We start from the raw sequence: 26985 nt of genomic DNA on the forward strand, positions 1-26985 counted from the left end.
TCAGCACCTCGGCCCAGAGGGACGCGAGCAGCTCCTCGGTGGGAGTGCGAGGCGCCACGTAGCTGGAGTTCGGAGCGGAAGCGTCGGGAACGGGCAAAGCCTTGCGGTCGACCTTGCCGTTGGGAGTGAGGGGCAGTGCCTCCAGCACGACGAAGGAGGAGGGCACCATGTGAGCGGGCAGTACCTGCTGAAGGTGTTCCCGCAGCACCGCGGCGTCCAGCGCCAAGCCACCGGTGGCGACATAGGCGACGAGGCGCTTGTCACCGGGCACATCCTCGCGGGCCATCACCAGCGTCTCGGCGACACCGGGCAGCCGCCGCAGAGCGGACTCCACTTCGCCGGGCTCGATGCGGAAGCCACGCACCTTCACCTGGAAGTCGGTGCGGCCGAGGAACTCCAGCGTGCCGTCCGCGCGCCAGCGGGCCCTGTCACCCGTGCGGTAGAGGCGCTCGCCGGGCGAAGAGGTAAAGGCGTTGGGAACGAAGCGCTCGGCGGTGAGGTCAGGCCGGCGCAGGTAGCCCCACGCGAGGCCGGCGCCCCCGACGAACAACTCACCGGCCACGCCCACGGGCACGGGCCGCAGGACGGCATCCAGCACATACACGGTGGACTGGCCGATGGGCTTGCCGATGGGCACCGCAGGCCCGACGGGCGACGCCGGGCCCATGCTGTGCGCGGTGGAGACGGTGGAGTTCTCGGTGGGACCGTAGCCATTGACGAGGACGGAGCCGGGAGCCAGCTTCGCCAGGTGCTGCCGGGCGCGCTCGGTGGGCATCACGTCGCCACCGACCATGAGCTGGGAGACTCGCGCCAGGGTGTCTCCCTGGTGGAGCGCCATCTGCTCGAAGAGCGCCGCGGTGAGGAGGACGCTCGTGGGGGCGTGGCGGCGGATGAAGGCGGCGAGCTCCTCCAACGAAAGCGAATGCGGCGGCGCGAGCACCAACTGGGCGCCGTGAAGCAGGGCGCCCCAGATTTCCAAGGTGGACGCGTCGAAGGCGGTGGGCGCGAGCTGGGAGTAGCGGTGCTCCGGGCCGAAGCGGAAGTAGGACGCGCCGCACACCAGCCGCACGACGCCGCGGTGGGGCACCATGACGCCCTTGGGCCGGCCGGTGGAGCCGGAGGTGAACATGACGTAGGCGAGGCTGTCCGCGGCCGCAGGCACGGCGGGCGCGTGCGTGGGCTTGCGAGCAAGCAGCGCTGCGTCGTCGTCCATCAGGAGGGAGGCGCCGAAGAAGGACGGCAGGCTCTGCTCCCAGTCGGAGCGAGTCACCAGCACGGGAGCGCCGGAGTCCTCCAGGAGCATGGCGAGACGCTCGTGCGGATAACTCATATCCAGCGGGACGTAGGCGGCGCCGGCCTTGAGGACACCGAGGATGGCGATGATGAGGTCGAGCGAACGCCCCAGGCCCAGGGCCACGGGAGTGCCCGGACGCACGCCCAGACCGACGAGGGCGTGGGCGAGCTGGTTGGCGCGCTCATCCAACTGCCGGTACGTGAGGGTGTCGTCACCGAAGAGGACGGCCACCGCGTCCGGCGCCGCGCGAGCCTGGTCCGCGAAGCGCTGGTGGATGGAGGTCTCGGAGGAGTAGGGCGACCGCGTGTCGTTCCAGTCGATGAGCAACTGGTGCAGCTCGTCCTGGGAGAGCATGTCCGCGGAGGCGAGCGGTGCCTCGGGATGGGAGACGAGCGTTTCGACGAGGGAGACGAAGTGCCGCGCCATTCGCTGCGCGGTGGCGGGAGCGAAGAGGGCGGTGTTGAAGCAGAGAGCGCCATCGAAGCCGTCTGGGGTTTCGAAGACGAACAGCTCCAACTCGGCCTTGACGTTGTGTCCCTCCAGATCCAGTCCCCGCAGGGTGAGCCCGGGGAGCTGAAGCGAGGGCATGGACGTGTTCTGCAAGGAGAAGCTCGCCTGGAAGAGCGGCGGCCGCGTCAGGTCACGCTGGGGACGTAGTTCCTCCACGAGGCGCTCGAAGGGGACGTCCTGGTGGGCGTAGGCGCCCAGGGATTCCTCGCGCACCTGCTGGAGCAACTGGCGGAACGAAGCACTCGATGCGACGTGGGAGCGAAGGACGAGCGTATTGACGAAGAAGCCGATGAGGCCTTCGGTCTCCGCGTGCGTGCGACCCGCGATGGGTGAGCCAACGCTGATGTCCTCCTGGCCGGAGTAGCGAGCCAGGAGCACCTGGAAGGCCGCCATGAGGAGCATGAAGGGGGTGACCGCTTCACGTTGGGCGAGCGCCTTGAGCGACTCCGCGAGCGGCAGGGACAGCCCCAGCGGTTGCACGCCTCCCTGCGACGACTGCACGGCGGGGCGCGGGAAATCGATGGGCAGCTCCAACGGAGCGGCGTCCGCGAGGCGCTGGCGCCAGTAGTCGAGCTGGGCGTCGAGGACGTCGCCCTGAAGCCAGGAGCGCTGCCACACGGCGTAGTCGGCGTACTGGACGGGCAACTCGGGCAGGGGCGAAGGCCGGCCTTCGGAGAAGGCTGCGTAGAGGGCGGCCACCTCGCGGACGAGGACGCCTCGGGACCATCCGTCGGAGACGATGTGGTGCAGGGTGAAGACGAGCACGTGCTGGGTTGGCGCGAGCTTCAGCAACAACGCGCGCACGAGGGGGCCGTTGGCCAGGTCGAAGGGACGCTGGGCCTCGGTGGACGCCAGTCGCCGCGCTTCGTCGAGAGCGGCCTCGCCCAGGGGGCTGAGGTCCACCATGGGCAGGGGCAGGTCCGTGGGTGAAGCGATGCTCTGGAAGGGCTGACCTTGGTGGGAGGAGAAGCGGGTGCGCAGGGCTTCGTGGCGCCGCACCAGTTCGGTGAGGCTGTGGCGCAGGGCTTCGAGGTGCAGCTCACCTTCCAGCCGTAGGATGGAAGGGATGTTGTAGGTGGACGAGCCAGGGACGAGCTGATCCATGAACCACAGGCGCTGCTGGGCGAAGGACAGCGGCAGTGCGTCCGTGCGCGGCGCAGGCACCAGCGGAGGTGCTTGAATGCCGGACGCCTGCTTCCCCGCCTCGTCGATGTGGCGCGCGAGGTCCGCGAGGCTCGGAGCTTCGAAGACGGAGCGCAGGGGCAGGTCCACGCCGAACGCCGCGCGCACGCGGGCCACAAGCTGCGTGGCCAGGAGCGAGTGGCCACCCAAATCGAAGAAGTGGTCCTGTGCGCCCACGCGAGGCACACGCAGCACTTCCGCCCAGAGAGACGCGAGCAGTTCCTCCGTGGGAGTGCGAGGCGCCACGTAGTCGGAGGTTGGCGCGGAAGTTTCGGGAACGGGCAGGGCCTTGCGGTCGACCTTGCCGTTGGGCGTGAGAGGCAGGGCGTCCAGGAAGACGAAAGCGGAGGGCACCATGTACTCGGGCAGCCGCTGCTTCAGGTCATGCCGCAGCGCGGATGCCTCCGAGGTATCCGCGACGACGTAGGCGACAAGGCGTGCCTCACCGGGGATGTCCTGGCGAGCCACGACGATGGCCTCGTGCACAGAGGGAAGAGTCCGCAGCACGGTGGCGACTTCGCCGGGCTCGACGCGGAAGCCACGCACCTTCACCTGGAAGTCGACGCGGCCGAGGAACTCGACGCGTCCGTCGGAGAGCCAGCGCACGCGGTCGCCCGTGCGGTACATGCGAGCACCTGTGGTGGGGCTGAACGGGTCCGGCACGTAGCGCTCGGACGTCAGGTCCGGGCGGCCCAGGTAGCCACGAGTCACCTGGGCGCCGCCGACGAAGAGCTCGCCCGGGACGCCAAGAGGAGTGGGCCGCAGCGAAGCATCCAGGACGTAGAGGCGCGAGTGGGCCAGGGGCCAGCCCAGCGGCACGGAAGTCGAAGCTGAAAGCTGAACGCGGCCAGCGAGGACACCGACAGTCGTCTCAGTGGGCCCGTAGTGGTTGTGTACCTCGCAGTCCGGAGCGAGCGCGTGCACGGTCTGGAGGAGAGCCCAGGTGGAGGACTCACCTCCCAGCACCAGGCGCTTGCGAGGCAGGACGTGACGAGGCTCTGGCGCGGTGAGCAGCGCCGCCAGGTGAGAAGGCACCACCTTCATGCAGTCGATGGGGTGGCGCGCGAAGTAGTCCGCGAGGGCGGCGGGACTGGAGGCGCATTCCTGGGTGAGGACGTGAAGCAGGCCACCGGTGGTGAGCGCAGGGAAGAGGACGGTGTTGCCGAGGTCGGCGACGAAGGTGGAGACAAGGGCGAAGCTTGAGCACGCCTCAAGGCCCAGGCGCTGCGTCACGGAGGCGACGTAGGTGGAGAGCTGGGAGTGAGCGACGGCAACGCCCTTGGGTCTGCCGGTGGAGCCGGAGGTGAAGAGGACGTATGCGAGAGAGTCCGGATGCACCACGCCCGGAGGCGCGTCCGTGTGCAGTCGGGACAGTGTCGCAGCGTCCTCATCCAGGCGGACGACGTGGGCATTGGACACGGCAAACGCGGAGGCATGACGAGCCATCGTGACAACGACGGGCGCGCCGACTTCCTGCACCAGCGACTGCAGACGCAGCGCGGGCTGGGCCGGGTCCAGCGGCACGTAGGCACCACCGGCCTTCCAGACACCCAGCAGGGCGACGACGGTCTCGACGGAGCGCTCCAGGCATAGGGCCACGCACGAGTCGGTGCCAACGCCCAGGGAGCGCAGGTGCCAGGCCAGTTGGTTGGCGCGCGCGTCCAACTCTCCGTAGGTGAGCACCTGTTCATCGCTCGCCACTGCGGGCGCATCCGGGTGCAGGGCGGCCCGCTGCTCGAAGAGGGCATGCACGCTGCGCGGCGATGGAAGAGGCGCCTGGGTGGACACGAAGTCCGTGAGGAGCAGCTGCTTCTCGGCTTCCGTCAGCAGGGGCAGCTCGCTGACAGGCATCGCAGGCGATGCGAGCGCGGCCTCCAGCAGCACGCGCAGGTGCTCGACCATGCGAGCGACGGTGGACGGCTCGAAGAGGTCAGTGCGGTAGCCCAGGGCTCCCGTGAGCCCATGGGGCGTCTGCGTCAGTGAGAGCCGTAGATCGAACTTGGTGGACTCTAGGTCCTGCTCCAGGGGCCGGAAGGACAAGCCAGAGAGGTTCAGCTCCGAAGCTGGCATGTTCTGCAGCACGAGCATCACCTGGAAGAGAGGCGAGTGGCTCAGGCTGCGCTGGGGCTGCAACTCCTCGACGAGTTTCTCGAACGGCAGGTGCTGGTGCTCGTACGCGGCCAGGGTGGTGTCACGCACCTGGGCCAGCAGTTGTCGGAACGAAGCCCCGGGCTGCACGTTCGATCGCAGCACGAGGGTGTTGACGAAGAATCCGATGATCCCTTCGGTCTCCGCGCGAGTGCGGCCGGCGATGGGCGTGCCGACGGAGACATCCTCCTGGCCGGAGTAGCGCGACAGCAGCACCTGGAAGGCAGCCAGCAGGGCCATGAAGGGCGTGACGCCTTCGCGCTGGCAGAAGTCCTTGAGTGCCTCGGACAGGGCCAAAGGCAGGTGCACGGGCAGGGACGCACCGCGCTGGGACTGCACGGCGGGACGAGGCTTGTCGGTGGGCAGCTCCAGCAGTGCAGGAGCGCCGGAGAGCTGCTGCTTCCAGTAGCCCAGCTGCGCGTCGAGCACTTCCCCCTGCAACCACATGCGCTGCCAGACGGCGAAGTCGGCGTACTGCACGGGCAGTTCGGGAAGCGGCGAAGGCCTGTCCTGAACGAAGGCTGAATAGAGGGTGTCCACCTCGCGCACCAGCACACCGCGGGACCAACCATCGGACACGATGTGGTGCAGCGTCATGAGCAGCACGTGTTGCTGCTCGGTGAGCGTCAGGATCGAGGCGCGCAACAGCGGGCCACGGGTAAGGTCGAAGGGGCGCAGCGCTTCCTCGGCGGCGAGCCGCTGCACTTCGGCCTGACGTGCATCCTCAGTGAGATGTTCCAGGCCCACCCGGTCCAGGACGAAGTCCACGGTGGAGTGGATGCGCTGGACGGGTTCGCCCTCGTGCGCGTGGAAGGTGGTGCGCAGGGACTCGTGGCGGCGGATGAGTTCGCCGAAGGCGCGCTCCAGCGCGGAGACGTTGGCCGGACCCTCCAGCCGCAGGGCGTACGGCATGTTGTACGTGGCCGTTCCGGGCTGGAGCTGATCCAGGAACCACAGCCGCTGCTGGGCGAAGGACAGCGGCAGCGCCTCCGTGCGCGGAACCGCGACGAGGGGCGGAGCCTGAAGTCCGGACGCCCGCTCCCTGGCGTCATCGATGCGGCGCGCGAGCCCGGTCAGGCTCGGGGATTCGAAGACGGAGCGCAGAGGCAGTTCCACGCTGAACGCGGCGCGAACGCGGGCCACGAGCTGCGTGGCCAGGAGCGAGTGGCCACCCAGTTCGAAGAAGTGGTCCTGTGCGCCCACGCGAGGCAGGCGCAGGACTTCCGCCCAGAGGGATGCAAGCACCTCCTCCGTGGGCGTGCGAGGCGCGACGTATTCGGAGTTCGACGCGGAGACGTCAGGAATGGGCAGTGCGTTGCGGTCGACCTTGCCGTTGGGAGTCAGGGGTAGGGCGTCCAGGAAGACGAAGGCCGAGGGCACCATGTACTCGGGCAGCCGCTGCTTGAGGCTCTCCCGAAGCACGGACGCGTCTTGGATGTCCGCGACGACGTAGGCGACGAGGCGTGCCTCACCGGGGATGTCCTGGCGAGCCACGACGATGGCCTCGTGCACGGAGGGAAGAGTCCGCAGCACGGTGGAGACTTCGCCGGGCTCGACGCGGAAGCCACGCACCTTCACCTGGAAGTCGACGCGGCCGAGGAACTCGACGCGGCCGTCGGAGAGCCAGCGCACGCGGTCACCCGTGCGGTACATGCGAGCCCCCGCAGTAGGGCTGAAGGGGTCGGGCACGTAGCGCTCGGCCGTCAAATCGGGACGGCCGAGGTAGCCACGCGTCACCTGTGCGCCGCCGACGAAGAGTTCGCCCGGGACACCCAAAGGCGTGGGCCGCAGCGAAGCATCCAGGACGTAGAGGCGGGAGTGGGCCAGGGGCCAGCCCAGCGGCACGGAGGTCGAGGCTGAAAGCTGAACGCGGCCAGCGAGGACACCGACAGTCGTCTCAGTGGGCCCGTAGTGGTTGTGTACCTCGCAGTCCGGAGCGAGCGCGTGCACGGTCTGGAGAAGAGCCCAGGTGGAGGACTCACCGCCGAGCACCAGGCGCTTGCGAGGCAGGACGTGGCGAGGCTCGGGCGCGGTGAGGAGGGCCGCCAGGTGAGAAGGCACCACCTTCATGCAGTCGATGGGGTGGCGCGCGAAGTAGTCGGCCAACGCGGCGGGACTGGAGGCGCACTCCTGGGAGAGGACGTGAAGCAGCCCGCCGGTGGTGAGCGCAGGGAAGAGGACGGTGTTGCCCAGGTCAGCGACGAAGGTGGAGACAAGGGCGAAGCTTGCGCACGCCTCCAGGCCCAAGCGCTGGGTAACGGAAGAGACGTAGGTGGAGAGCTGGGAGTGCGCGACGGCGACGCCCTTGGGCCTGCCGGTGGAGCCGGAGGTGAAGAGGACGTAGGCGAGCGAGTCCAAATGCTCCGCACGCGGAGGCGCATGGAGGCTCAGGCGCGAAAGCACCGAAGCGTCCTCATCCAGGCAAACGACGTGCGCGGAAGACGACGCAAACGCGGAGGCGTGACGAGCCACCGTGACGACAACGGTCGCGGCGACTTCTTGCACCAGCGACTGCAAGCGAAGGGCGGGCTGGGCCGGGTCCAGCGGCACGTAGGCACCACCGGCCTTCCAAACGCCCAGCAGGGCAACGACGGTTTCGATGGAGCGTTCCAGGCACAGGGCCACGCACGCGTCGGTACCGACACCCAGGGAGCGCAGGTGCCAGGCCAGTTGATTGGCGCGCGCGTCCAGCTCCCCGTAGGTGAGCACCTGTCCGTCGCTCGCCACGGCGGGAGCATCCGGATGCAAGGCGGCCCGCTGCTCGAAGAGCGAGTGCACGCTGTGTGGCGTGGGGAGAGGCGCCTGGGTGGACACGAAGTCCGTGAGGAGCCGCTGCTTCTCCGCGTCCGTCAGCAAAGGCAACTCACTGAGACGCGACTCTGGCGAAGCGAGCGCGGACTCCAGCAGGACGCGCAGGTGCTCCACCATGCGAGTGACGGTGGAAGGCTCGAACAAGTCAGTGCGGTAACCCAGGGTGCCGGTGAGGCCATGCGGCGACTGGGAGAGAGACAGCGTGAGGTCGGACTTGGTGGCCTCGGCGTCGCGCTCCAGGGGCTGGAAGGACAGGCCCGAAAGGCTCAGCTCTGAATCAGGCGCGTTCTGCAGCACGAGCATCACCTGGAAGAGAGGTGAGTGACTCAGGCTGCGCTGGGGCTGCAACTCCTCGACGAGCTTCTCGAACGGCAGGTGCTGGTGCTCGTACGCGGCCAGGGTGGTGTCACGCACCTGCGCCAGGAGTTGACGGAACGAAGCGTCCGGCGCGACGTGGGAGCGCAGGACAAGGGTGTTGATGAAGAGGCCGATGAGGCCCTCGGTCTCCCCGCGCGTGCGGCCCGCGATGGGCGTGCCGACGGAGACATCCTCCTGGCCGGAGTAGCGCGACAGCAGCACCTGGAAGGCAGCCAGCAGAGCCATGAAGGGAGTGACGCCTTCGCGCTGGCAGAAATCCGTGAGTGCCTGGGACAAGGGCAGGTGGACAGGCAGGGACGCACCGCGCTGGGACTGCACGGCGGGACGGGGCTTGTCGGTGGGCAACTCCAGCAAGGCAGGCGCACCGGAGAGCTGCTGCTTCCAGTATCCCAGCTGCGCGTCGAGCACCTCCCCCTGCAACCACGAACGCTGCCACACCGCGTAGTCCGCGTACTGCACGGGCAGCGGGGCCACGGACGGCGAACGTCCCTCGCGGAACGCCTCGTAGAAGGCCACGAGCTCGCGCACGAGCACGCCCATGGACCAGCCGTCGGAGACGATGTGGTGCATCGTCAAGAGCAGCACGTGCTCGGTGGGCGCGAGCCTCAGCAACTGGGCGCGGAGCAGCGGTCCTCGAGTGAGGTCGAACGGACGCACGGCCTCGGCGGATGCCAGTCGCCGCGACTCTTCCAGCGCCGCCTCCCCCAAGGCGCTCAGATCCACCACGGGCAGGGAGAAGTCGACGGTCGTGTGGATGACCTGGACGGGCTCGGGCTGACGCGGCGCGAAGGTGGTGCGGAGGGGTTCGTGCCGCTCGATGAGGGCGCGGAAGGCCTGCTCCAGCGCGGCGACGTCGACGGTCCCCTGCATCCGCAAGGCGGTGGGGATGTTGTAGGCGAGGCTTCCGGGCTCCAGCTGATCAATCAGCCACAGCCGCTGCTGCGCGAAGGACAGCGGCAGATCCTCCGTGCGAGGCACCGGCGCCAACGCAGGTCCCTCCGCCACCGGAGCCCGCGGCCCGGCCTCGTCGATGCGCCGGGCGAGCCCCGCCAGAGTGGGTGCCTCGAAGAAGGTGCGCAGCGGCAGCTCCACGCCGAAAGCCCCGAGCACGCGCGAGACGACCTGGGTGGCCAGCAGTGAGTGCCCACCCACGTCGAAGAAGTCGTCCTCCGCGCCGATCCGCTCGACGCGGAGCACCTCGGTCCAGAGGGCCGCGAGCTTCTGCTCGGTGGGGGTCGTCGGGGGCACGTACCGTCCCCGCTCCAATGGGGCCACGGTGGGGACGGGAAGAGCCTCCCGGTCCACCTTGCCGTTGGGGGTGAGCGGCAGGGCTTCCATCACGACGAAGGCGGTCGGCACCATGTGCCCGGGCAGTTGCTGCTGGAGGTGGGCCCGCAGCGCCGCAGCGTCCAGCATGGGCCCACCGCTGCCTGAAGGAATGGCGACGTAGGCGACCAGGCGCTTGTCGCCGGGCACGTCCTCGCGGGCCATGACCAGCGTCTCGGCGACACCGGGCAGCCGCTGCAGCGCGGACTCCACCTCGCCGGGCTCGATGCGGAAGCCACGCACCTTCACCTGGAAGTCGGTGCGGCCCAGGAACTCCAAGTTGCCATCCGCGCGCCAGCGGGCCTTATCGCCCGTGCGGTAGAGGCGCTCGCCGGGCGAAGAGGTGAAGGCGTTGGGAACGAAGCGCTCGGCGGTGAGGTCAGGCCGGCGCAGGTAGCCCCATGCGAGGCCGGCGCCCCCGACGAACAGCTCACCGGCCACGCCCACGGGCACGGGCCGCAGGGTGGCATCCAGCACGTACACGGTGGACTGGCCAATGGGCTTGCCGATGGGCACCGCATGCCCGACGGACGAAGCCGGGCCCATGATGTGGGCGGTGGAGGCGGTGGTGTTCTCGGTGGGGCCGTAGCCGTTGATGAGGACGGAGCCGGGAGCCAGCTTCGCCAGGTGCTGACGGGCGCGCTCGGCGGGCATCACGTCGCCGCCGATCATGAGCTGGGAGACGCGCGCGAGGGTGTCCCCCTGGTGGAGTGCCATCTGCTCGAAGAGGGCGGTGGTGAGAACGACGCTCGTCGGAGAGTGACGGCGGAAGAAGGCGGCGAGCTCCTCCAACGAAAGCGAATGCGGAGGCGCGAGCACCAACTGGGCGCCATGCAGCAGGGCGCTCCAGATTTCCATTGTGGAGGCGTCGAAGGCGGTGGGCGCGAGCTGGAAGTAGCGGTGCTCCGGACCGAAGTGGAAGTAGGAGGCGCCGCACACCAGCCGCATGACGCCGCGGTGGGGCACCATGACGCCCTTGGGCCGGCCGGTGGAGCCGGAGGTGAACATGACGTAGGCGAGACTGTCCGCGGCTGCAGGCACGGCGGGCGCGTGCGTGGGTTTGCGAGCGAGCAGCGCGGCGTCGTCGTCCATCAGCAGGGAGGCACCGAAGAAGGACGGCAGGCTCTGCTCCCAGTCGGAGCGAGTCACGAGCACGGGAGCGCCGGAGTCCTCCAGGAGCATGGCGAGGCGCTCGTGGGGATAGCTCATCTCCAGGGGGACGTAGGCGGCGCCGGCCTTGAGGACGCCGAGGATGGCGATGATGAGGTCGAGCGAGCGCCCCAGACCCAGGGCCACGGGAGTGCCCGGACGCACGCCCAGACCGATGAGGGCGTGGGCGAGCTGGTTGGCGCGCTCATCCAGTTGCCGGTACGTGAGGCAGTCGTCACCGAAGAGGACGGCCACCGCGTCCGGCGCCGCGCGAGCCTGATCCGCGAAGCGCTGGTGGATGGAGGTCTCGGAGGAGTAGGGCGACCGCGTGTCGTTCCAGTCGATGAGCAGCTGGCGCTGCTCGGCCTCGTCCATGAGGGGCATCGCGGACAGGGTCAGCCGCACGTCCCGGACGACGGCCTGGAGCAGCACCCGCAGGTGTCCGAGCATGCGGGCGATGGTGGCCTCGTCGAAGAGGGCCGTGCGGTACTCGGCGGAGAGCCGCAGGCCGCGAGCGTCTTCGGACGCCACCAGCGTCAGGTCGAAGCGCGACACGCCACCGTCCACCGGCAACGTGTCCATGCGCAGGCCGGGAAGCGGAACGAGCGACAGCGGCGCGTTCTGCAGGACGAACATCACCTGGAACAGCGGGGAGACGTTCAGCCAGCGCGAAGGCTGGAGCACCTCCACCAGCTTCTCGAACGGCACGTCCTGGTGGGCGAAGGCGCCAAGGGCGGAGTCATGCACCTGGCCCAGCAGCTCGCGGAAGGACGGATCCCCGGAGAGGTCCGAGCGCAGGACGAGCGTGTTGACGAAGAGGCCGATGAGGCCTTCGAGCTCGGAGCGGGAGCGGCCGGCGACGGGAGTGCCGACGGCGAGGTCATCCTGACCGGAGTAGCGCTGGAGCAGGACGTTGAAGGCCGCGAGCAGCACGGAGAACAGCGTGCGGCCTTCGCGCAGTGCCACGAGCTTGAGGCGCTGGACGAGGGGGAGGGGCAACAGCAACTCGTAGCGAGCCCCCCGGCCGTCGGGCTGCGCCTGTCGAGGCCGATCCGAGGGCAGCTCCAGCACCGCATGCGGATCCAACCGCTGGCGCCAGTACGACAACTGCGCGTCGAGCGCGTCCCCCCGCATCCACTGCCGCTGCCAGGCAGCGTAGTCCGCGTACTGCAAGCGCAGCGGTGTCAGGGATGAGGCCTGTCCGGACGCGAACGCCCGGTACAGCTCCGCCACCTCTCGGACCAACACGCCCAGGGACCAGCCGTCGGACACGATGTGGTGGAGGGTCAAGAGCAGCAGGTGCTCCTGCTCCTCCAGCACCAGGAGGGTCGCGCGCAGCAGCGGACCGGTGGTGAGCGCGAAGGGAAGAAGGGCCTCGGCGGTGGCGCGGCGGCGAGCCTCGGACTGGCGCTCCTCTGCGGGCAGGGAGCGCAGGTCCGTGAGGTCCAACGTCAGGACGGAGGGCTGCGCGATGACCTGGACGGGGCCCTCGGGCGTGTCGCGGAACGTGGTGCGCAGGGACTCGTGCCGGTGCACCAGCGCTTCGAGTCCGCGCCGCAGAGACTCGACGTCGAGCGCCCCGGACAACCGCAAGGCCACGGGCATGTTGTAGGTGGCCGTCCCGGGCTCCAGCTGATCAATCAACCACAGCCGCTGCTGCGCGAAGGACAGCGGCGGAGCGGACCCGCGCGGCACGGGAATCAGTGGCGGCAAGCCGGGCGTCGGCTCCTCCGTGCCAACCGCATCCAGGTGACGTGCGAGCGCCTCCACTGTGGGGGCCTCGAAGACGGTGCGCAGGGCCAGTTCCACGCCGAAGGCCGAGCGCACGCGCGAGACGAGCTGCGTGGCCAGGAGAGAGTGCCCACCCAGTTCGAAGAAGTGGTCGGTGGCGCCCACGCGGGGCACGTGCAGGACCTGGGCCCAGAGTGCCGCGAGCTTCTCCTCGGTGGGAGTGCGCGGGGCGAGGTACTCGGCAGTGGAGGCCGGAGCCTCCGGCGCGGGCAGGGTCTTCCTGTCCACCTTGCCACTGGGAGTCAGGGGCAGGGCGTCCAGCAGGACAAAGGCGGAGGGCACCATGTACTCGGGCAGCTTCTCGTGCAGCCGCGAGCGCAGAGAGGGGACGTCCAACGCCCCGTCACTGCGGCATGCCACGTAGGCGACGAGACGCTTGTCACCCGCGATGTCCTCGCGGGCCACCACCACGGACTGACGCACGCCGGGGTGCTGCTCCAGCGCGGCCTCAATCTCCCCCAGCTCGATGCGCAGGCCGCGCACCTTCACCTGGAAGTCGGCACGGCCGACGTACTCGATGGCGCCATCCGGCAGCCAGCGGGCAACGTCGCCGGTGCGGTACAGGCGAGCGCCGGGCGTGTCGCTGAAACCATCCGGGATGAAGCGCTCGGCCGTCAGCTCCGGGCGGCCCAGGTAGCCGCGCCCCACCTGGACACCGCCGATGAAGAGCTCGCCCGGGACGCCCACAGGGACGGGTTGCAGGTGCGCGTCGAGGATGCGGATTTGGGTATTGGCCACGGGCCGGCCAATGGGCACGGAGCGGCGGGACTCGCCGGGCAGGCACTGGTGGAAGGTGACGTCGACGGCGGCCTCGGTGGGACCGTAAAGGTTGTGAAGCCCGGCCCAGGGCAGGCGCCGCAGGCAGCGCTCCGCGAGCTCCAGGGGGAGGGCCTCGCCGCTGCACACCACTCGGCGCAGGGATGTGCAGGACTCCAGCCCCGGCTCCTCCAGGAATACCTGAAGCATGGAGGGCACGAAGTGCAGGGTGGTGACACCGGCCTCTGCGACGAGGCGCGCGAGGTAGGCGGGGTCCTGGTGTCCGCCGGGTTTCGCGAGGACGAGGCGAGCGCCCGTCATGAGGGGCCAGAAGAACTCCCAGACGGAGACGTCGAAGCTGAAGGGAGTCTTCTGAAGGACGACGTCCGCGGGGCCCAGGGCGTAGGCGGACTGCATCCACAGCAGGCGATTCACCACGGGGCCATGGGCATTCATGGCGCCCTTGGGCCTGCCGGTGGAGCCGGAGGTGAAGATGACGTAGGCGAGGGCGTCGGCGGTGGCGCGCGGAGGAGGCGCGTGCCGGGGCAGGAGGGCGACGTCGTCCCACTGCGTGTCCAGGCACAGCACGCGAGCGTCATGGGCGGGCAGACGCGACAGGAGATGCTCCTGGGCCAGGAGCACGGCGGGGCGCGCGTCCTCCAGCATCCAGGAGAGGCGCTGGGCGGGGTATGCGGGGTCGAAGGGGACGTAGGCGCCGCCAGCCTTCAACGTGGCGAGCAGGGCGACGACGAGCTCCAGCGAGCGCTCCAGCAGGAGGCCCACGCGGACCTCCGGCCCCACGCCGCGCGCGATGAGGGCGTGCGCCATTTGATTGGCTCGCGCATCCAGCTCCCGGTAGGTGAGCGTGCGGCCCTCGAACGCGAGCGCCACGGCATCCGGGGTGCGCTCCACCTGCGCCTGGATCAGCTCCGGCAGGGTGGCCGTGCTCGAAAGGTCAACGCGGGTGTCGTTCCAGTCGAGCAGCACCTGCCGCTGCTCGGCCTCGTCCATGAGGGGCAGCACGGACACGCGCTGTCCGGCGTCCAGGACAACGGCCTGGAGCAGCGAACGCAGGTGTCCAAGCATGCGCGCGACGGTGGCCTCGTCGAAGAGGGCCGTGCGGTACTCGGCGATGAGGCGCAGGCCGCGAGCCTCTTCGGACGCCACCAGCGTCAGGTCGAAGCGGGCCGCGCCCACATCCACCGGATGTGCCTCCATGCGCACGCCGGGAACAGGCGGCAGGGCCACGGGCGCGTTCTGCAGGACGAACATCACCTGGAACAACGGTGAGACGTTCAGCCGGCGCGAAGGCTGGAGCACCTCCACCAGCTTCTCGAAAGGCACGTCCTGGTGGGCGAAGGCGCCAAGGGCGGAGTCATGCACCTGGCCCAGAAGCTCGCGGAAGGACGGATCGCCGGACAGGTCGGAGCGAAGGACGAGCGTGTTGACGAAGAGGCCGATGAGGCCTTCGAGCTCGGAGCGGGAGCGGCCGGCGACGGGAGTACCGACGGCGAGGTCGTCCTGACCGGAGTAGCGCTGGAGCAGGACGTTGAAGGCCGCAAGCAGCACGGAGAAGAGCGTGCGGCCCTCACGCAGGCCCAGCTCCTTGAGCGCCTGGGTGAGCGCGGGTGGCAGGACGATGGAGTAGCGGGCCCCCTGGACGTCCAGGCTCGCGAGCCGGGGCCGGTCCGAGGGCAGCTCCAGCACTGCATGCGGATCCAACCGCTGGCGCCAGTACGCCAACTGCGCGTCGAGCGCGTCGCCCTGTGCCCCCTGTCGCTGCCAGGCGGCGAAGTCCGCGTACTGCAGGGGCAGGGGCTTCAGGGTGGGGGCCTGGCCGGAGGTGAAGGCCTGATACAGCTCCGCCACCTCGCGGACCAGCACGCCCATGGACCAACCATCGGACACGATGTGGTGGATGGTCAGGAGCAGCAGGTGTTCGTCCGCGGCGAGCCGGTAGCGCACCGCGCGGAGCAGCGGACCCCGCTCCAGGTCGAACGGCACGCGCACGTCTTCCCGCACATGGCGCAAGGCCTCGGGTTCACGCAGCGGCTCGGGCAGGTTCCCCAGGTCCACTTCCGAGATGGACAGCTTGAGGTCCGGAGCGACGTGTTGGAGCGGCCGGCCCTCGTGCTCCGGAAAGGTGGTGCGAAGCGCATCGTGGCGATCCACGACGGCCTGGAAGGCACGGGCCAGCGCCACGGGATCCAGCTGTCCGGAGATGCGGACGGTGACGGCCATGTGGAGCGCCGCGTTGCCGGGCGACAGCCGCTCCTGGAGCCACATCCGTTCCTGCCCGGACGAGGCGGCCACGCGAAGCGACGGACGGGTCTTTCCACGCAGCAATTCGGCCAGCCGCGAGCGCTTGTCATCAGAGGGGGAGGTCATGTTGGCGCCAGCTCCTGCGTGTCGCGCGGACGGGCGCCGACTCCTCATGCGGAGCGGCGTCTTCCTGAAATGCGCGACGACGGTGAACTGGCGTCAGCTATCGCACCGAATCAATACCTTGTCCAAACACGAGGCGGGAACGGATCCGCCGCCTCGTCCCGGAGGCCGCGTGGGAGGTGGATACGCGGCACAATGTTTCCGGTTGTTACGACCCCGGATCCGCTCAACCGTCGAGTGCAATGACACACGGTGTTGGCGACGCCGCTCGATAGGACATCGTGGCAATCCGCTACTCGGCGGAAGCGCGGACGAAGAGCGCCTTGCCCGTTCGAATCGTGCACTTCACGTCCGCGAACCGCCGGACATCCGTGGAGGGATCTCCGTTGAGCACCACGAGGTCGGCGTCGAAGCCCGGCTTGACGCGGCCCCTGCGCTCGGTGGCGCTCCAGCGCGCAGCGGGGGCGGAGGTCAACGATGCGAGGATCTGCATCGGGGTCAGCCCCGCGTGGGCCATGAGGACGTACTCCTGCGTCGGATCCAGGTCCGTCATGTACCCGACGTCGGTGCCGAACAGGACCTGTCCACCCGCGCTGGAGAACGCCGCGAGCTGCCGTTCGGCGCCCCCCACGAGGCGGTCGCGCACGTCCGTGGGCACGTCCGCCTTGGCGAGCTCGTACCCCCAGAGCTGCAATGTCGGCACCAGGGAGACATGGCGCGCGACCATCTGGCCGACGAGCTCCTCGCTCCACCCGGTCTTCGGTGAATCGATGGTCGTATGCACGACGACGTCGACGCCAGCCTGCACGGCGGCGCTCACGCCTTCGGGGTCGGTGGGATGCACCATGACCAGGCCCCCGCGCTGGTGGGTTTCATCCGCCGCGGCGCGAGCGATTTCCGCCGCCATGCGCCGGATCTCCCCACCGCCCTGGGGCGTGGCGACGAACAGCTTGGTCCCCTTCGCGCCGCCCTCGGCATTCGTGCGGACGACGGCGCGGGCCTCCTCCACCGACGCGGGTTGCGGAAGCTGCGCCAGCAGCTCGGGCGGCAGGTCTCGCAGGTAGAAGGGAATGCCGTTCTGCGGATACATCGGGGAGCCAACTGTGAGGATTGCAGGCCCCTGCAGCTCGCCTCGCTCGATGCGCTGGCGAAGGGCCTCGGTGTTCGCGGGGTCGGAGCCGGTATCGACGACCGTCGTGAAGCCGAAGCGGGTGGTCATCCCACTGAGCGGTGGCTGAAGCTCGTCGCGCGGACGGCTGACGGCTCCGGCGAACGCGGCATCCGTGAAGTGGACATGGCTGTTCTGGAACCCCGCGGTGATCACCCCACCGCTGCAGGTGTCCTCGAGCCGCACTCCGGGAGGCGGAGCAACCGGCGCGGAGCCCATGGCTTCGATTTTCCCGCCGCTCACGGCCACCCAGGCGTTGTCCAACGGGGGCGCGTCTGGAGCCACATAGAGCCGCGTGCCCGTCAGGAGATAGCGATCCGTGGGAGCCGGATGTTGGCTGGACGCGCAGCCCGCGGTGGCCAGGGAGAGAATCAGAGTGACCCGTTTCATGTTGTTCACCTCGCTGATCCGAACCGTGCTCCCAAGCGAGGAGCCCGTCAAACGGTCAATGGATTGGACCGGCGCCTGATATGACTTCAGCCATGTCCTTGAAGCACGTCGCGCCCCTCGTCGCGCTCCTGCTGTCTGTGCCTGGCGACGCACCCCAGGCGGCGGCTCCGGTGGCCTCCAGCTGCGCCCAGGCGCCCCTGTTCCAGCGCTACGCGCGCAACGGCATGGTGGAGTCCCTGCCTGGAAACAAGGTGCGCCTGACGGTGGTGGCGGACGTCCACAGCGCGGACTGCGGCACCCCCGACTGCTACTTCACGAAGGTGCGGGCGGTGTTCCACTTCGCGGAAGGCAAGGGCTGCCGCGTGCGCGAGGTGGAGGTCTCCACGGAGGATGGCGGCTGCATCCCGGAGGGCGACCGTGCTCCGCCGAAGCGGGAGGCCTTCTTCCCGAAGGGGCCCGCGGACGTGGCCGACCCGGCGTTGGCGCAACTCACCCTGCGCACGCGCAAGGCGGATCGCGCGCTCGTCCTCCTCCCGAAGAACCTCTTCTACTTCGAGGACGTGAAGGCAGGCGCTCCGCTCCGCACGACGCTGCCCACCGGCGAGGAGGGAGAGGACGCCTGTTGCTGGGGTGCCTCCATCGCGGAGTCGCACTTCCGCGCCGAGTGATGCTTTCAGTATATTCCAGTTTGTCTGAATAGAATTGACTTGCTGGTTTGCGTGCTCGCAATCTCTCCCCGTCGCCAACGATGGCGACGGGGGAGCACACCATGCCGAAGTCGAAGCAACTCGCGTCCTGCCTTGCCCTCGCGCTGGCCACGGTCTCGCCAGTGGCCCTTGCCGACTCCGCGATCTACGGCGGCGGCCCGTTCTATTCCGGCGGCACCGCGGTGATGAACGACCTGCGTGGCTCGGGCTTCACCACTGTGATCCTCTGGAGCTTCCACATCGAGGACAACGGCGACCTCGTCTACAACGACATCCCGGTGGTCCGGAACGGTGCCTATATCGGCGATCCGGCCTGGCCCACGCGGCTGGCCACGCTCAAGACGGCGCCGACCTCGGTCAATCGCATCGAGGTGTCCATTGGCGCCTGGAGCGTCCCCGACTTCGAGCGCATGGCCCGGCTGGTCAACGGCACCGCCGCCGGCTGCGGCAGCACGCTCGTCTGCGGCACCGGTACCACCAGCATCCTGTACCGCAACTTCCAGGCGCTGAAGGCCGCCACAGGCGCCAACGCGGTCAACTTCGACGACGAGAGTGCCTACGACCTCGCTCCCACCACCCAGTTCGGGCAGATGCTCATTGGCCAGGGCTTCAAGATCACCTTCGCGCCCTACACCCAGCAGACCTTCTGGCGGAACCTCAAGGACAACCTCGGCAGCGCGGTCGACGGCATCTATCTGCAGGTCTACGACGGCGGCGCTGGCAACAACCCCGCGAGCTGGAACACCGCGATGGGCATGACCGTCGACCCGGGCCTGTGGTCTCGCCACGGCACCAACTGCGCCAGCGGCGACAGTCCGGCCTCGGTGCAGAGCCGGATGAGCGCCTGGAAGAGCAGCGCCGGCATCAACGGCGGCTTCATGTGGCTGTACGACGACATCCAGAAGTGCGTGGCGCAGGGCACGAGCGCGCAGTACGCGGCGGCCATCAACACGGCGGTCAGCGGCAACACCCCGCCCGTGGCCAACTTCGGCGTCACCGTGAGCGGACTCACCGCCACCTTCAGCGATGCCTCCACCGACAGCGACGGCACCATCACCTCGCGCAACTGGAGCTTCGGCGACGGCAGCGGCTCGACCGCGACGAATCCCAGCCGTGTCTACGCCAGCGCCGGCAATTACAACGTCAGCCTGACCGTGACGGACAACGGTGGTGCCAGCAATACCAAGACCCAGACGGTCTCGGTCGGCTCGGGCTATGCGAACCTGGCGCTCAACAAACCTACGACCGGCTCCACCGCCTGCAACAGCAGCGAAACGCCCGCCAAGGCGGTCAACGGGAGCGTCTCCGGTGGCACCACCGACAAGTTCTGCTCGTTGGTGTCGGGCGCCTGGATGCAGGTGGATCTCGGCTCGGCGCAGACGGTCAGCAGCTTCACGGTCCAGCATGCCGGCGCGGGCGGCGAAGCGAGCACCTGGAACACCCGGGCCTTCACCCTCCAGACCTCCACCAACGGCACCAGCTGGAGCACCCCGGTGACGGTGACCAACAACACCGCCAACACCTCCACCCACGCCATCAGCGCCACGTCCGCGCGCTACGTCCGGCTCAACATCACCACCCCCAGCCAGAACGGTGACCCGGCGACGCGCATCTACGAACTCGAGGTTCGCTGACCGACCCTTCCCATGCCCGGGACAGGACGGAATCTCGACAACAAGTAAAAGCTGATAAATAGGACTTCCGAGTCTTCGCAAACTCGGAGGTCCATCGATGAAGAACCCCTCGTTGTTTTCCGCTGTCGTCCTCGCCGCGCTCGCGGCGGGTTGTGGTGGAGAGCGTTCCGACGCCCCCCTCGTGGACGAGGCCCCGGTGGGCACGTCCAGCGGGGCGCTCGCGTGCACCACGCGCATCACCTACGGGGACCGGTGGATCCACCCCGGGCACCCGGAGCAGCACGACACCGCGAGCGGCCTGGTGACCTGGGACGGCAGCTGCGTCAATGAAGGCAGCAACTCCTACGCCGTGTTGTCGAACGGCTGGAAGCCGTACTTCACGGGGCCCAACGCCTGTGTGCTGGCGCTCGACACGGACTGTTCCGGCGCCACGACCTGCGCGACGCGCGTCACCTACGGTCCGGCGTGGTTGCACCCCGCGGGACACCCGGCCCAGTACGACGACGTGGGCGGCCGCGTGACGTGGGACCGGGGCTGCACCAATGCCTCTCCCAATTCGTACGCGGTGCTGTCGAACGACTGGTCGCCGTACTTCAGCGGTACCAACGCGTGCGGCATCTCACTGCGCTACACGGGCTGTGGAGGGCTCTACCAGAACCCCGTGGTGCCCGTGGACTGCGCGGACCCGGGCGTCATCCATGACGGCACGCAGTACGTCGCGGCCTGTACGTCGGGGGGCGCGGCCAACGCGTTCCCGCTGCGTACGTCCAAGGACCTGGTCACCTGGACGGCCGCGGGCAACATCTTCCCCTCCGCGCGCCGGCCGACGTGGGCCACGGGTGACTACTGGGCGCCGGAGCTCCACAAGGTGGGCACGCGGTACATCGCGTACTTCACCGCGCGCCACCAGGACGGGAAGCTGTCCATCGGCGCCGCGACGGCCACCAGCGCGCTGGGGCCCTTCACGGACCTGGGCCATCCCCTGGTGCATGACGCGGGCATGGGGATGATTGACGCCACGTTCTTCTACGACACCGCGGGCGTGCCGTACCTGGTGTGGAAGGCGGACGGGAACGCGGTGGGGCAGCCCACGCCCATCTATGGCCAGACGCTGTCGGCGGATGGGCTGTCGCTCACCGGCACGCGCCGCACGCTGATGAGCAACACGCTCGGCTGGGAGGGCGGCGTCGTCGAGGCGCCGTGGGTCGTCGCGCGGGGCGGCTACTACTACCTCTTCTACAGCGGCAACTCGTACGCCAACAGCACCTACGCCGTGGGCGTGGCCCGGGCCACGAGTCCGCTGGGTCCCTATACGAAGCTGGGCAACCCCATCCTCAAGACGGGCGGCGGTTGGGTGGGGCCCGGCCACAACTCGGTGGTCACCGGACCCGGCGGGGACACGGTCATGGTCTACCACGCGTGGAACAGCGCCCACACGGCCCGGGTGATGCTCGTGGATGCGATGACGTGGCCCAATGGCTGGCCCGCGGTTCCGGAAGCTCCGTCCTCCGGTTCGCGGCCCATGCCGTAGCGAATCCTTCCAGGTGGGGGACCGGCGGCTTCCGGCCCCTACCTGACGGCGCGCGCTGTCACCCGGCATCCGTGATGCGCGCCAGCAGTTCGCTCAACAGCGCGCTTTCACCTGGGGTCAGGACGGTGAGCCGGTCCAGGGAGGCTCGCAGCGTGGTGGCCGCTGAACGGACCTCCGTGTTCGCCGGGGGCGCCGTGTCGCTGGAGATGGCTGCCATGACCGTCTCGCGCGCGGCCTCGGACAGGCCGAGGTCGCGTTGCCCTTCAGGCTGGCGCAGGAGCGTGAGCACGGCGCCGTTGCACATCGACGACACGAGGCCGAGCGCCCGCTCTTCACTGACCCGCAGGCGGCCCGCGAGCGCGATGTTCCGGATGCGGCGCCGCAGGACGTCGTTGCCGGTGCTGACCACGGAGGATTGGGGGGCCGGCTCCAGGTCGCTGCACATGAGCGCGAACAGCCCGGGATGGCTGAGTCCGAACGCGACGTGCATGTCCCAGCCCATCCTCAGGTCCTGAAGCGGATCCGGGTGCGGCTTGCGCGCGGCCTTCTTCGCTACGTAGCTCGTCAGCTCGTGCTCGACCACGGCGGACAAGAGCCCGTGCTTGTCGCCGAAGAGCCGGTAGAGCGTGGGGGCCTGCACGCCCGCCGCAGCGGCGACCGCGCGTGTGGTCGCGGCGTCGGGTCCTCCAGAGGCGATGAGCTCCGCGGCGGCCGTCAGGATGCGCGCACGCGTATCGGGGCCCTCGGCGTCTTCGGCGGTGACCTTCTCCCGGTCCTTCATGCGCCTGACTTAACACGCGACTTCCGGAACGGCGGTAACGAACACTTGATAACGGCGATAGCGGCCGCTACGTTATCGCCGGTATCTAGATTTAGTTTCCATCGATACGGAAGAGGGACGCTCGATGATCGTCGTGACCGGAGCAACGGGGCAGCTTGGCCGCCTCATCGTGGAGAAGCTCATCGCCCGCGTCCCGGTGGACCGGGTCGCCGTCAGCGTCCGGGACGTCCAGAAGGCCCAGGACCTGGCGGCACGTGGCGTCCGGGTGCGGAGCGGGGACTTCGCGGAGCCGAAGAGCCTCGCGCATGCCTTCGAGGGCGCGACCCAGGTGCTGATGGTCTCGTCGAACGCGGCCGCGCATGGGGGCGACCCCCTGGCCCAGCATCGCTCCGCCATCGACGCCGCGCGGTCCGCCGGCGCGCGGCGCATCGTCTACACGAGCCACATGGGCGCGAGCCGTACGTCGGCGTTTCCACCGATGCTCGACCACGCGGCGACGGAGCAGATGCTTGCGGAGTCCGGCATGGCGTGGACCTCGCTTCGCAATGGCTTCTACGCCTCGAGCGCGGCGTTCCTGCTGGAGCGGGCCCTGTCATCGGGCGTGTTCGAGGCCCCCGCGGACGGGAAGGTCTCCTGGACCACGCACGCGGACCTCGCGGAGGCGGCGGCGGTCATTCTGACGAGCGAGGGTCGGTTCGACGGACCGACGCCGCCGCTCACCGCGTCGCAGGCGCTCGACTTCGGAGAGTTGTGTGACATCGCGTCCGGCATCCTCGGACGTCCCCTCCGTCGAAGCACCGTGTCCGAGGACGAGATGCGCGCGAAGCTCGTGGCGAGCGGCATGCCCGCGCCCGTGGTCGGCATCTCGCTCGGCCTCTACCGCGCGAGCCGCGACGGCGAGTTCGCGGCGGTCGACCCCACGCTGCGGCAGCTGCTCGGGCGTGAACCGGTGAGCATGCGCGAGCTGCTCGCCGGCAAGCTGCGCTGAGGTTCAGGGCTCGGGGATGAACCGGAGCTCTCCGGGACGCAGCGGCCCCAGGTACTTCAGCCACTTTTCGTACTCGCTGTCGTACGACGCCCGGCGCACGTAGACGTCTCCGAAGTTCCCCGAGGTGGGCGTGGCGCGCAGCCACAGGTCCAGCGCGCCCGTGTCGTCCATCCGCGCCACGCCGATGGCTCCCGGCGAGGGCGTTCCCGGCAACGGGGGCAGCGGCTCCACGCCGTCGTCAGGCTTCGTCTGGAGGCTCTGGATGCGGTCTCGAATCGCGTCCAGCACCCAGGGGTCCATGCCCGGCAGGGCGCGCAGGCGGGCATCCTGTGCCTCCAGCCGCGCGCTCAGCGTGGGGAGCACCTGGGTGCGGAGGGTCTCCACGGCCCGGGCATCCCAGCCCAGGTAGCGGGTGCTGCTCTGGAGCGCCAGCTGCAACCCGCCCAGGTCTTCCAGGGTCGGCAGGTCCTGTATCCGGGCCAGCCACGTTTCATAGAACGTGCGGAGGAACCACTCCTGGTCATACCGGATGACCGGCACCGTCCTGCCCCATTCCCAGTCCGGCGCGAGCCCCGTCTGCCCCAGGTGCCAGGAGTTGAAGCCGCCCCGCGAGTCGGCGAACTTCGCGAACTCCGTCCAGCGGGCCTCGGCGTCGGGGCGGGACTCGATGAACTCTCGGCACCGGCGCATGTCCTCGGCCGAGGCGCGCGGATCCGCGGCCACCAGGTCGCACGCCTTGTCCACCGCGCCCCCTTCGACCGCCGCGCGCAGTGCGAGCCGCGATTCCAGCTCCTGTCGTGCGCGGTGACGCGACGTCGACCACTCGCCTCCCATGATGGCCAGGGCGGCGGTGACGGCGCACGCGACCAGCGCCACCATGGGCAGGCCCATCCCCAGCGGGAGCGAGTCGAACGGGCGGTCCGACAGGAAGCGCCGCCAGCCGACCCAGAGGGTGAGGAGCAGGGGGAGCACCGCGAGCACGAAGGCCAGCCCGTTCAGCGCCTGATGCAGCGGCGTGGCGGAGTGCCGGTACGACTCGCTGCTGAAAGCGAGGGTGAAGAAGGTGCCGACCAGCAGCGCCACGCCCAGCCCCAGCTCCACCAGCAGACACACTCCCGCAGCAACCGCGCTCATCCTCGATGCCCCTGTCCGATCGCGGTCAGGGCCCCATGCTCCCAGCCGCATGTTTCAGCGTAGTCGAATCGGCGCTCGAACTCGGGTCACCCGCGACGAAATAACGTGTGAGGGCGGTGAGACACCGGCCCGTTTCCCTACCGGGAGTGGACCCATGAGCTGCATTCACTGGCGCTGGCGTGTTGCCACCACACAGCGGGATCTCGATGACGTGGCTCGCATCCGCTGGGCCGTCTTTGGCGGAGAGATGGGACTGCTGCACGAGCAGTGGTCGGTGTCGCGGCGGGAGATGACCTGCATCGACACGCTCGACACCACGGTGCACCTGCTCGTCCATGCCGGCTCGGAAGCCGTGGCGACCATGCGGGTGGCGCTGCCCAACGCGGAGGTGGCGGCGAACCTGGGCGGGACGGTGGGGCTGGAGATGGCGCAGCGGGTGGACCTCTCCAGGGTCATCCAGCCGGGCATGGCGTTCGCGGAGCCGTCGCGCTTCTGCGTGCTGCCGAAGTGGCGCCGCACGGAGGCCGTCACGTGGCTGCAGACGGCCATGTACACGGAGAGCCGGCGGCGCGGGGTGACGCACTGGATTGCGTCCGCGAACCTGGAGACGGACTCGCCCGAGGACGCGCTCCTGTCGTGGCAGGTGGCGGCCAGCCGCGGATGGCTCAGCCCTCGGTGGCGGGTGGACGTGCCCGACCCGTGGCAGGCCCCGGTGCATCCCCGCAACCGCTTCTATACGCCCGAGGAGCGGGCCAGGGCGGAGCAGGGGCAGCTGGACGGACTGCGGCTGCCCCGGTCGCCCTCGCTCTTCGCCAGCACGATGGGGGCTCGCTTCATCTCGGAGCCGCTCTACGACGCGTACTTCCAGTGGTTCACGCTGCCGCTCGTCATGGCGCTGGATGAAATCCCCGCGGACAGCCTGGCGCGCTTCAACGCGCTGGACCTCGGTGTGAGCCCCGCCGCCTAGGCCGGGGCCGTTCCTTTCTTCCCTTCACCTTCCACACGCAACAACCGGGAGCCCGAAAGGCCCCGGACAGGAGACGTACATGCAAACCCAGACGGAGCAGCAGACGGCAACGAATTGGCTGGCGGCGCTGGACGAAGAGGCGCGGGGGCTGGTGGCGGCGGTGGATGCGCACCCCGACGCCCGCGGCCTCCTCGACGGCACCCTCGACGTGGAGGGCTACATCCACTACCTCGTCCAGACGTATCACTACGCCCGCTGGAGCACCCCCATCCTCGCCGAGGCGGGTCACCGGCTGAACCGGCTGGGCCGGCACCCGGAGCTGGCGAAGCTGTTGATCCAGAAGGGGGAGGAGGAGCGGGGACACGACATCTGGTTGCTGACGGACCTGAAGAACCTGGGCGTCCCGGAGGCGCAGGTGGAGGCGGCGGCGCACAACCCCGCGGTGGATGCCTACACGGGGTGGAACTTCTTCACGTCGCTCTCGGGCGTGCCGACGGCGGTGCTGGGGACCGCGTACGCGCTGGAGTACCTGTCGCAGACGCGGGCGGGCGTGTGGGCGGAGCGGCTGCTGGAGGTGTCCACCATCCCCAACATCCGCAAGTCCGTCACGTTCCTGCGCAGCCACGGCGCGCTGGACGGGGGCCACGTGGCGGAGATGCAGAAGATCCTGACGCCGCTGACGGATCCGGAGGACCAGGAGGCCATCCTCTTCTCCGCCCGGGTCGCCCGGAGCGTCTACCCGCGCATCTTCCGTGAGGACGCCACCGCCGGCCACCCCCACACGAGGTAGAGACAAACACACGCAAGCTGGGAGAGCCTCCCGTTCAAGCCCTGGCCCTACGGGAGGCGTCTTTCCTTGCGTTCGAATTTCTCAGACAGGCTTGTTGAGGCGCGCGGCCTGGTAGATGAGGTCCGCGCGGCCGTCGATGCCCAGCTTGTCGAAGATGTTTCGCACGTGGGTCTTCACGGTCAGGACGGAGAGGTCGAGCTCATCCGCGATCTGCTCGTTGTTCCGATTGCGCAGCAGGCACTTCGCGACGGTGACTTCGCGCGTGGTGAGCTCGCACTCCATCTCCACGGGGAGCGGGATGGAGTGGGGCGTCTCGTTCAGCAAGAGGGCCCATCGCCGGGGGCCTTCCTCGGTGGGCAGTTCGACGAACCGGCACGTGCGGTTGCCATCCTGATGGTTGGAGACCCAGCGGGTGTTCCCGAGCCGGGCGTCCGCGCCCATGGAGACCAGGGCGTCCAGCTGCTCCTTCAGGGCACGCGGGAGTCCGGAGGAGTCGAGGTCCGACCGGGTGAACCAGCGATCCAGGAGGGCGGCGGCGTGCTCGGAGCGCATCGCCTCCTTGGAGGAGTTCTCCACGACGAGGAAGGCGGAGTCGTTGCGGCGGTAGAGCTCTTCAAGGAGGCTGGCTCCGGTCATGAGCGTCTGGACGTCACTGCAGTTGCGCACCGCGTTCACCAGGTGCGGGTTGAGGCTGGAGAGGACGGCGGCGTGCTCGGTGGTGAAGGCGCGTCGCCGGTTCCGGTAGAGCGCGAGCGCGGCGACGAGACCGGGGCGGATGTGGAGGAGCACGGCCATGATGTGCTCGAAGCGCGGGTCCAGCTCCTGGCTGCGTTGATAGATGAGCGTTCGCTCATACTCCCCGCGGGTGAGGAGCTGCGTGTCGCGGACGGGCACGTTGGGCCGGGCGAAGATGGGGGCCCGGAGGAAGTCATGGTCAATCAGGCTGGCATACTCATCGAGGATGCGGAGCGGGTGGCCCGGGACGAACCACCGGAAGTCCGCCTTGGGCGCGACGTGCATGAGGCATAGCGCCATCGCGTCGGCCTGAACGAGCTCGAGGAAGGGGGCGCGTGCGGCCTCGAGGGCCTGGGGGAGGAACAGGGAGCTGTTGAGGGCCACGATGGCCCGGTCCTTGATCCCGTCGGCAGTGCGATTCATGGGACTG

The 26985-nt window shown here is 69.1% G+C and carries 11 protein-coding genes (1 of these 11 cut by a window edge); 6 read left to right on the forward strand and 5 right to left on the reverse strand.

Annotated features, from left to right (window positions below):
* Nucleotides 1-15733 carry the 5' portion of a non-ribosomal peptide synthase/polyketide synthase gene (locus D7Y04_RS11800; RefSeq protein WP_121759385.1) on the reverse strand. It extends 20408 nt beyond the left edge of the window, so 15733 of the gene's 36141 nt are visible here — the first part of the coding sequence; it begins with the start codon at nucleotides 15731-15733; its stop codon lies off the left edge, out of view.
* Between the two features lie 289 nt (nucleotides 15734-16022).
* The gene (locus tag D7Y04_RS11805; RefSeq protein ID WP_147477090.1) at nucleotides 16023-17288 is read right to left on the reverse strand and encodes an amidohydrolase family protein; all 1266 of its coding nucleotides are present in this window, start codon (nucleotides 17286-17288) and stop codon (nucleotides 16023-16025) included.
* 92 nt (nucleotides 17289-17380) lie between these two features.
* Between D7Y04_RS11805 and D7Y04_RS11810 the strand changes: the two genes are divergently transcribed.
* The 3 genes from D7Y04_RS11810 to D7Y04_RS11820 all read left to right on the forward strand — a co-directional run bounded on the left by D7Y04_RS11810 (nucleotide 17381) and on the right by D7Y04_RS11820 (nucleotide 21160).
* The gene (locus tag D7Y04_RS11810; protein ID WP_121759387.1) at nucleotides 17381-17956 is read left to right on the forward strand and encodes a hypothetical protein; all 576 of its coding nucleotides are present in this window, start codon (nucleotides 17381-17383) and stop codon (nucleotides 17954-17956) included.
* A 101-nt stretch (nucleotides 17957-18057) separates the two neighbouring features.
* Nucleotides 18058-19629 (forward strand): PKD domain-containing protein, encoded by a 1572-nt coding sequence (locus D7Y04_RS11815; RefSeq protein ID WP_121759388.1) that lies wholly within the window; start codon nucleotides 18058-18060, stop codon nucleotides 19627-19629.
* Nucleotides 19630-19726: 97 nt separating this feature from the next.
* Nucleotides 19727-21160 (forward strand): glycoside hydrolase family 43 protein, encoded by a 1434-nt coding sequence (locus tag D7Y04_RS11820; protein ID WP_121759389.1) that lies wholly within the window; start codon nucleotides 19727-19729, stop codon nucleotides 21158-21160.
* Between the two features lie 58 nt (nucleotides 21161-21218).
* Here D7Y04_RS11820 and D7Y04_RS11825 read toward each other — a convergent pair whose 3' ends face one another.
* On the reverse strand, nucleotides 21219-21941 hold the full coding sequence (locus D7Y04_RS11825) for a TetR/AcrR family transcriptional regulator (RefSeq protein ID WP_121759390.1): 723 nt from the start codon (nucleotides 21939-21941) through the stop codon (nucleotides 21219-21221).
* A 124-nt stretch (nucleotides 21942-22065) separates the two neighbouring features.
* Between D7Y04_RS11825 and D7Y04_RS11830 the strand changes: the two genes are divergently transcribed.
* Nucleotides 22066-22929: an SDR family oxidoreductase gene (locus D7Y04_RS11830; protein WP_121759391.1), complete on the forward strand. Its 864-nt coding sequence runs from the start codon at nucleotides 22066-22068 to the stop codon at nucleotides 22927-22929.
* Nucleotides 22930-22932: 3 nt separating this feature from the next.
* Here D7Y04_RS11830 and D7Y04_RS11835 read toward each other — a convergent pair whose 3' ends face one another.
* Complete coding sequence (locus tag D7Y04_RS11835; RefSeq protein ID WP_147477091.1) at nucleotides 22933-24063, reverse strand: hypothetical protein; 1131 nt, start codon at nucleotides 24061-24063, stop codon at nucleotides 22933-22935.
* 154 nt (nucleotides 24064-24217) lie between these two features.
* Here D7Y04_RS11835 and D7Y04_RS11840 point away from each other — a divergent pair, with 154 nt between their 5' ends.
* Together D7Y04_RS11840 and D7Y04_RS11845 are read left to right on the forward strand one after the other, a co-directional pair.
* Nucleotides 24218-25030, forward strand: a complete 813-nt coding sequence (locus D7Y04_RS11840; protein WP_121759393.1) for a GNAT family N-acyltransferase — start codon at nucleotides 24218-24220, stop codon at nucleotides 25028-25030.
* Nucleotides 25031-25109: 79 nt separating this feature from the next.
* Complete coding sequence (locus D7Y04_RS11845; RefSeq protein WP_120597637.1) at nucleotides 25110-25820, forward strand: iron-containing redox enzyme family protein; 711 nt, start codon at nucleotides 25110-25112, stop codon at nucleotides 25818-25820.
* 81 nt (nucleotides 25821-25901) lie between these two features.
* Here the strand turns inward: D7Y04_RS11845 and D7Y04_RS11850 are convergent, their stop codons facing one another.
* Nucleotides 25902-26978 carry a LuxR C-terminal-related transcriptional regulator gene (locus tag D7Y04_RS11850; protein ID WP_233601384.1) on the reverse strand — a complete coding sequence of 359 codons (1077 nt, stop codon included), beginning with the start codon at nucleotides 26976-26978 and terminating at the stop codon, nucleotides 25902-25904.
* Between the last annotated feature and the right edge of the window lie 7 nt (nucleotides 26979-26985).

The sequence above is a fragment of the Corallococcus sp. AB038B genome (assembly GCF_003668955.1).
GTDB lineage: Bacteria > Myxococcota > Myxococcia > Myxococcales > Myxococcaceae > Corallococcus > Corallococcus exiguus.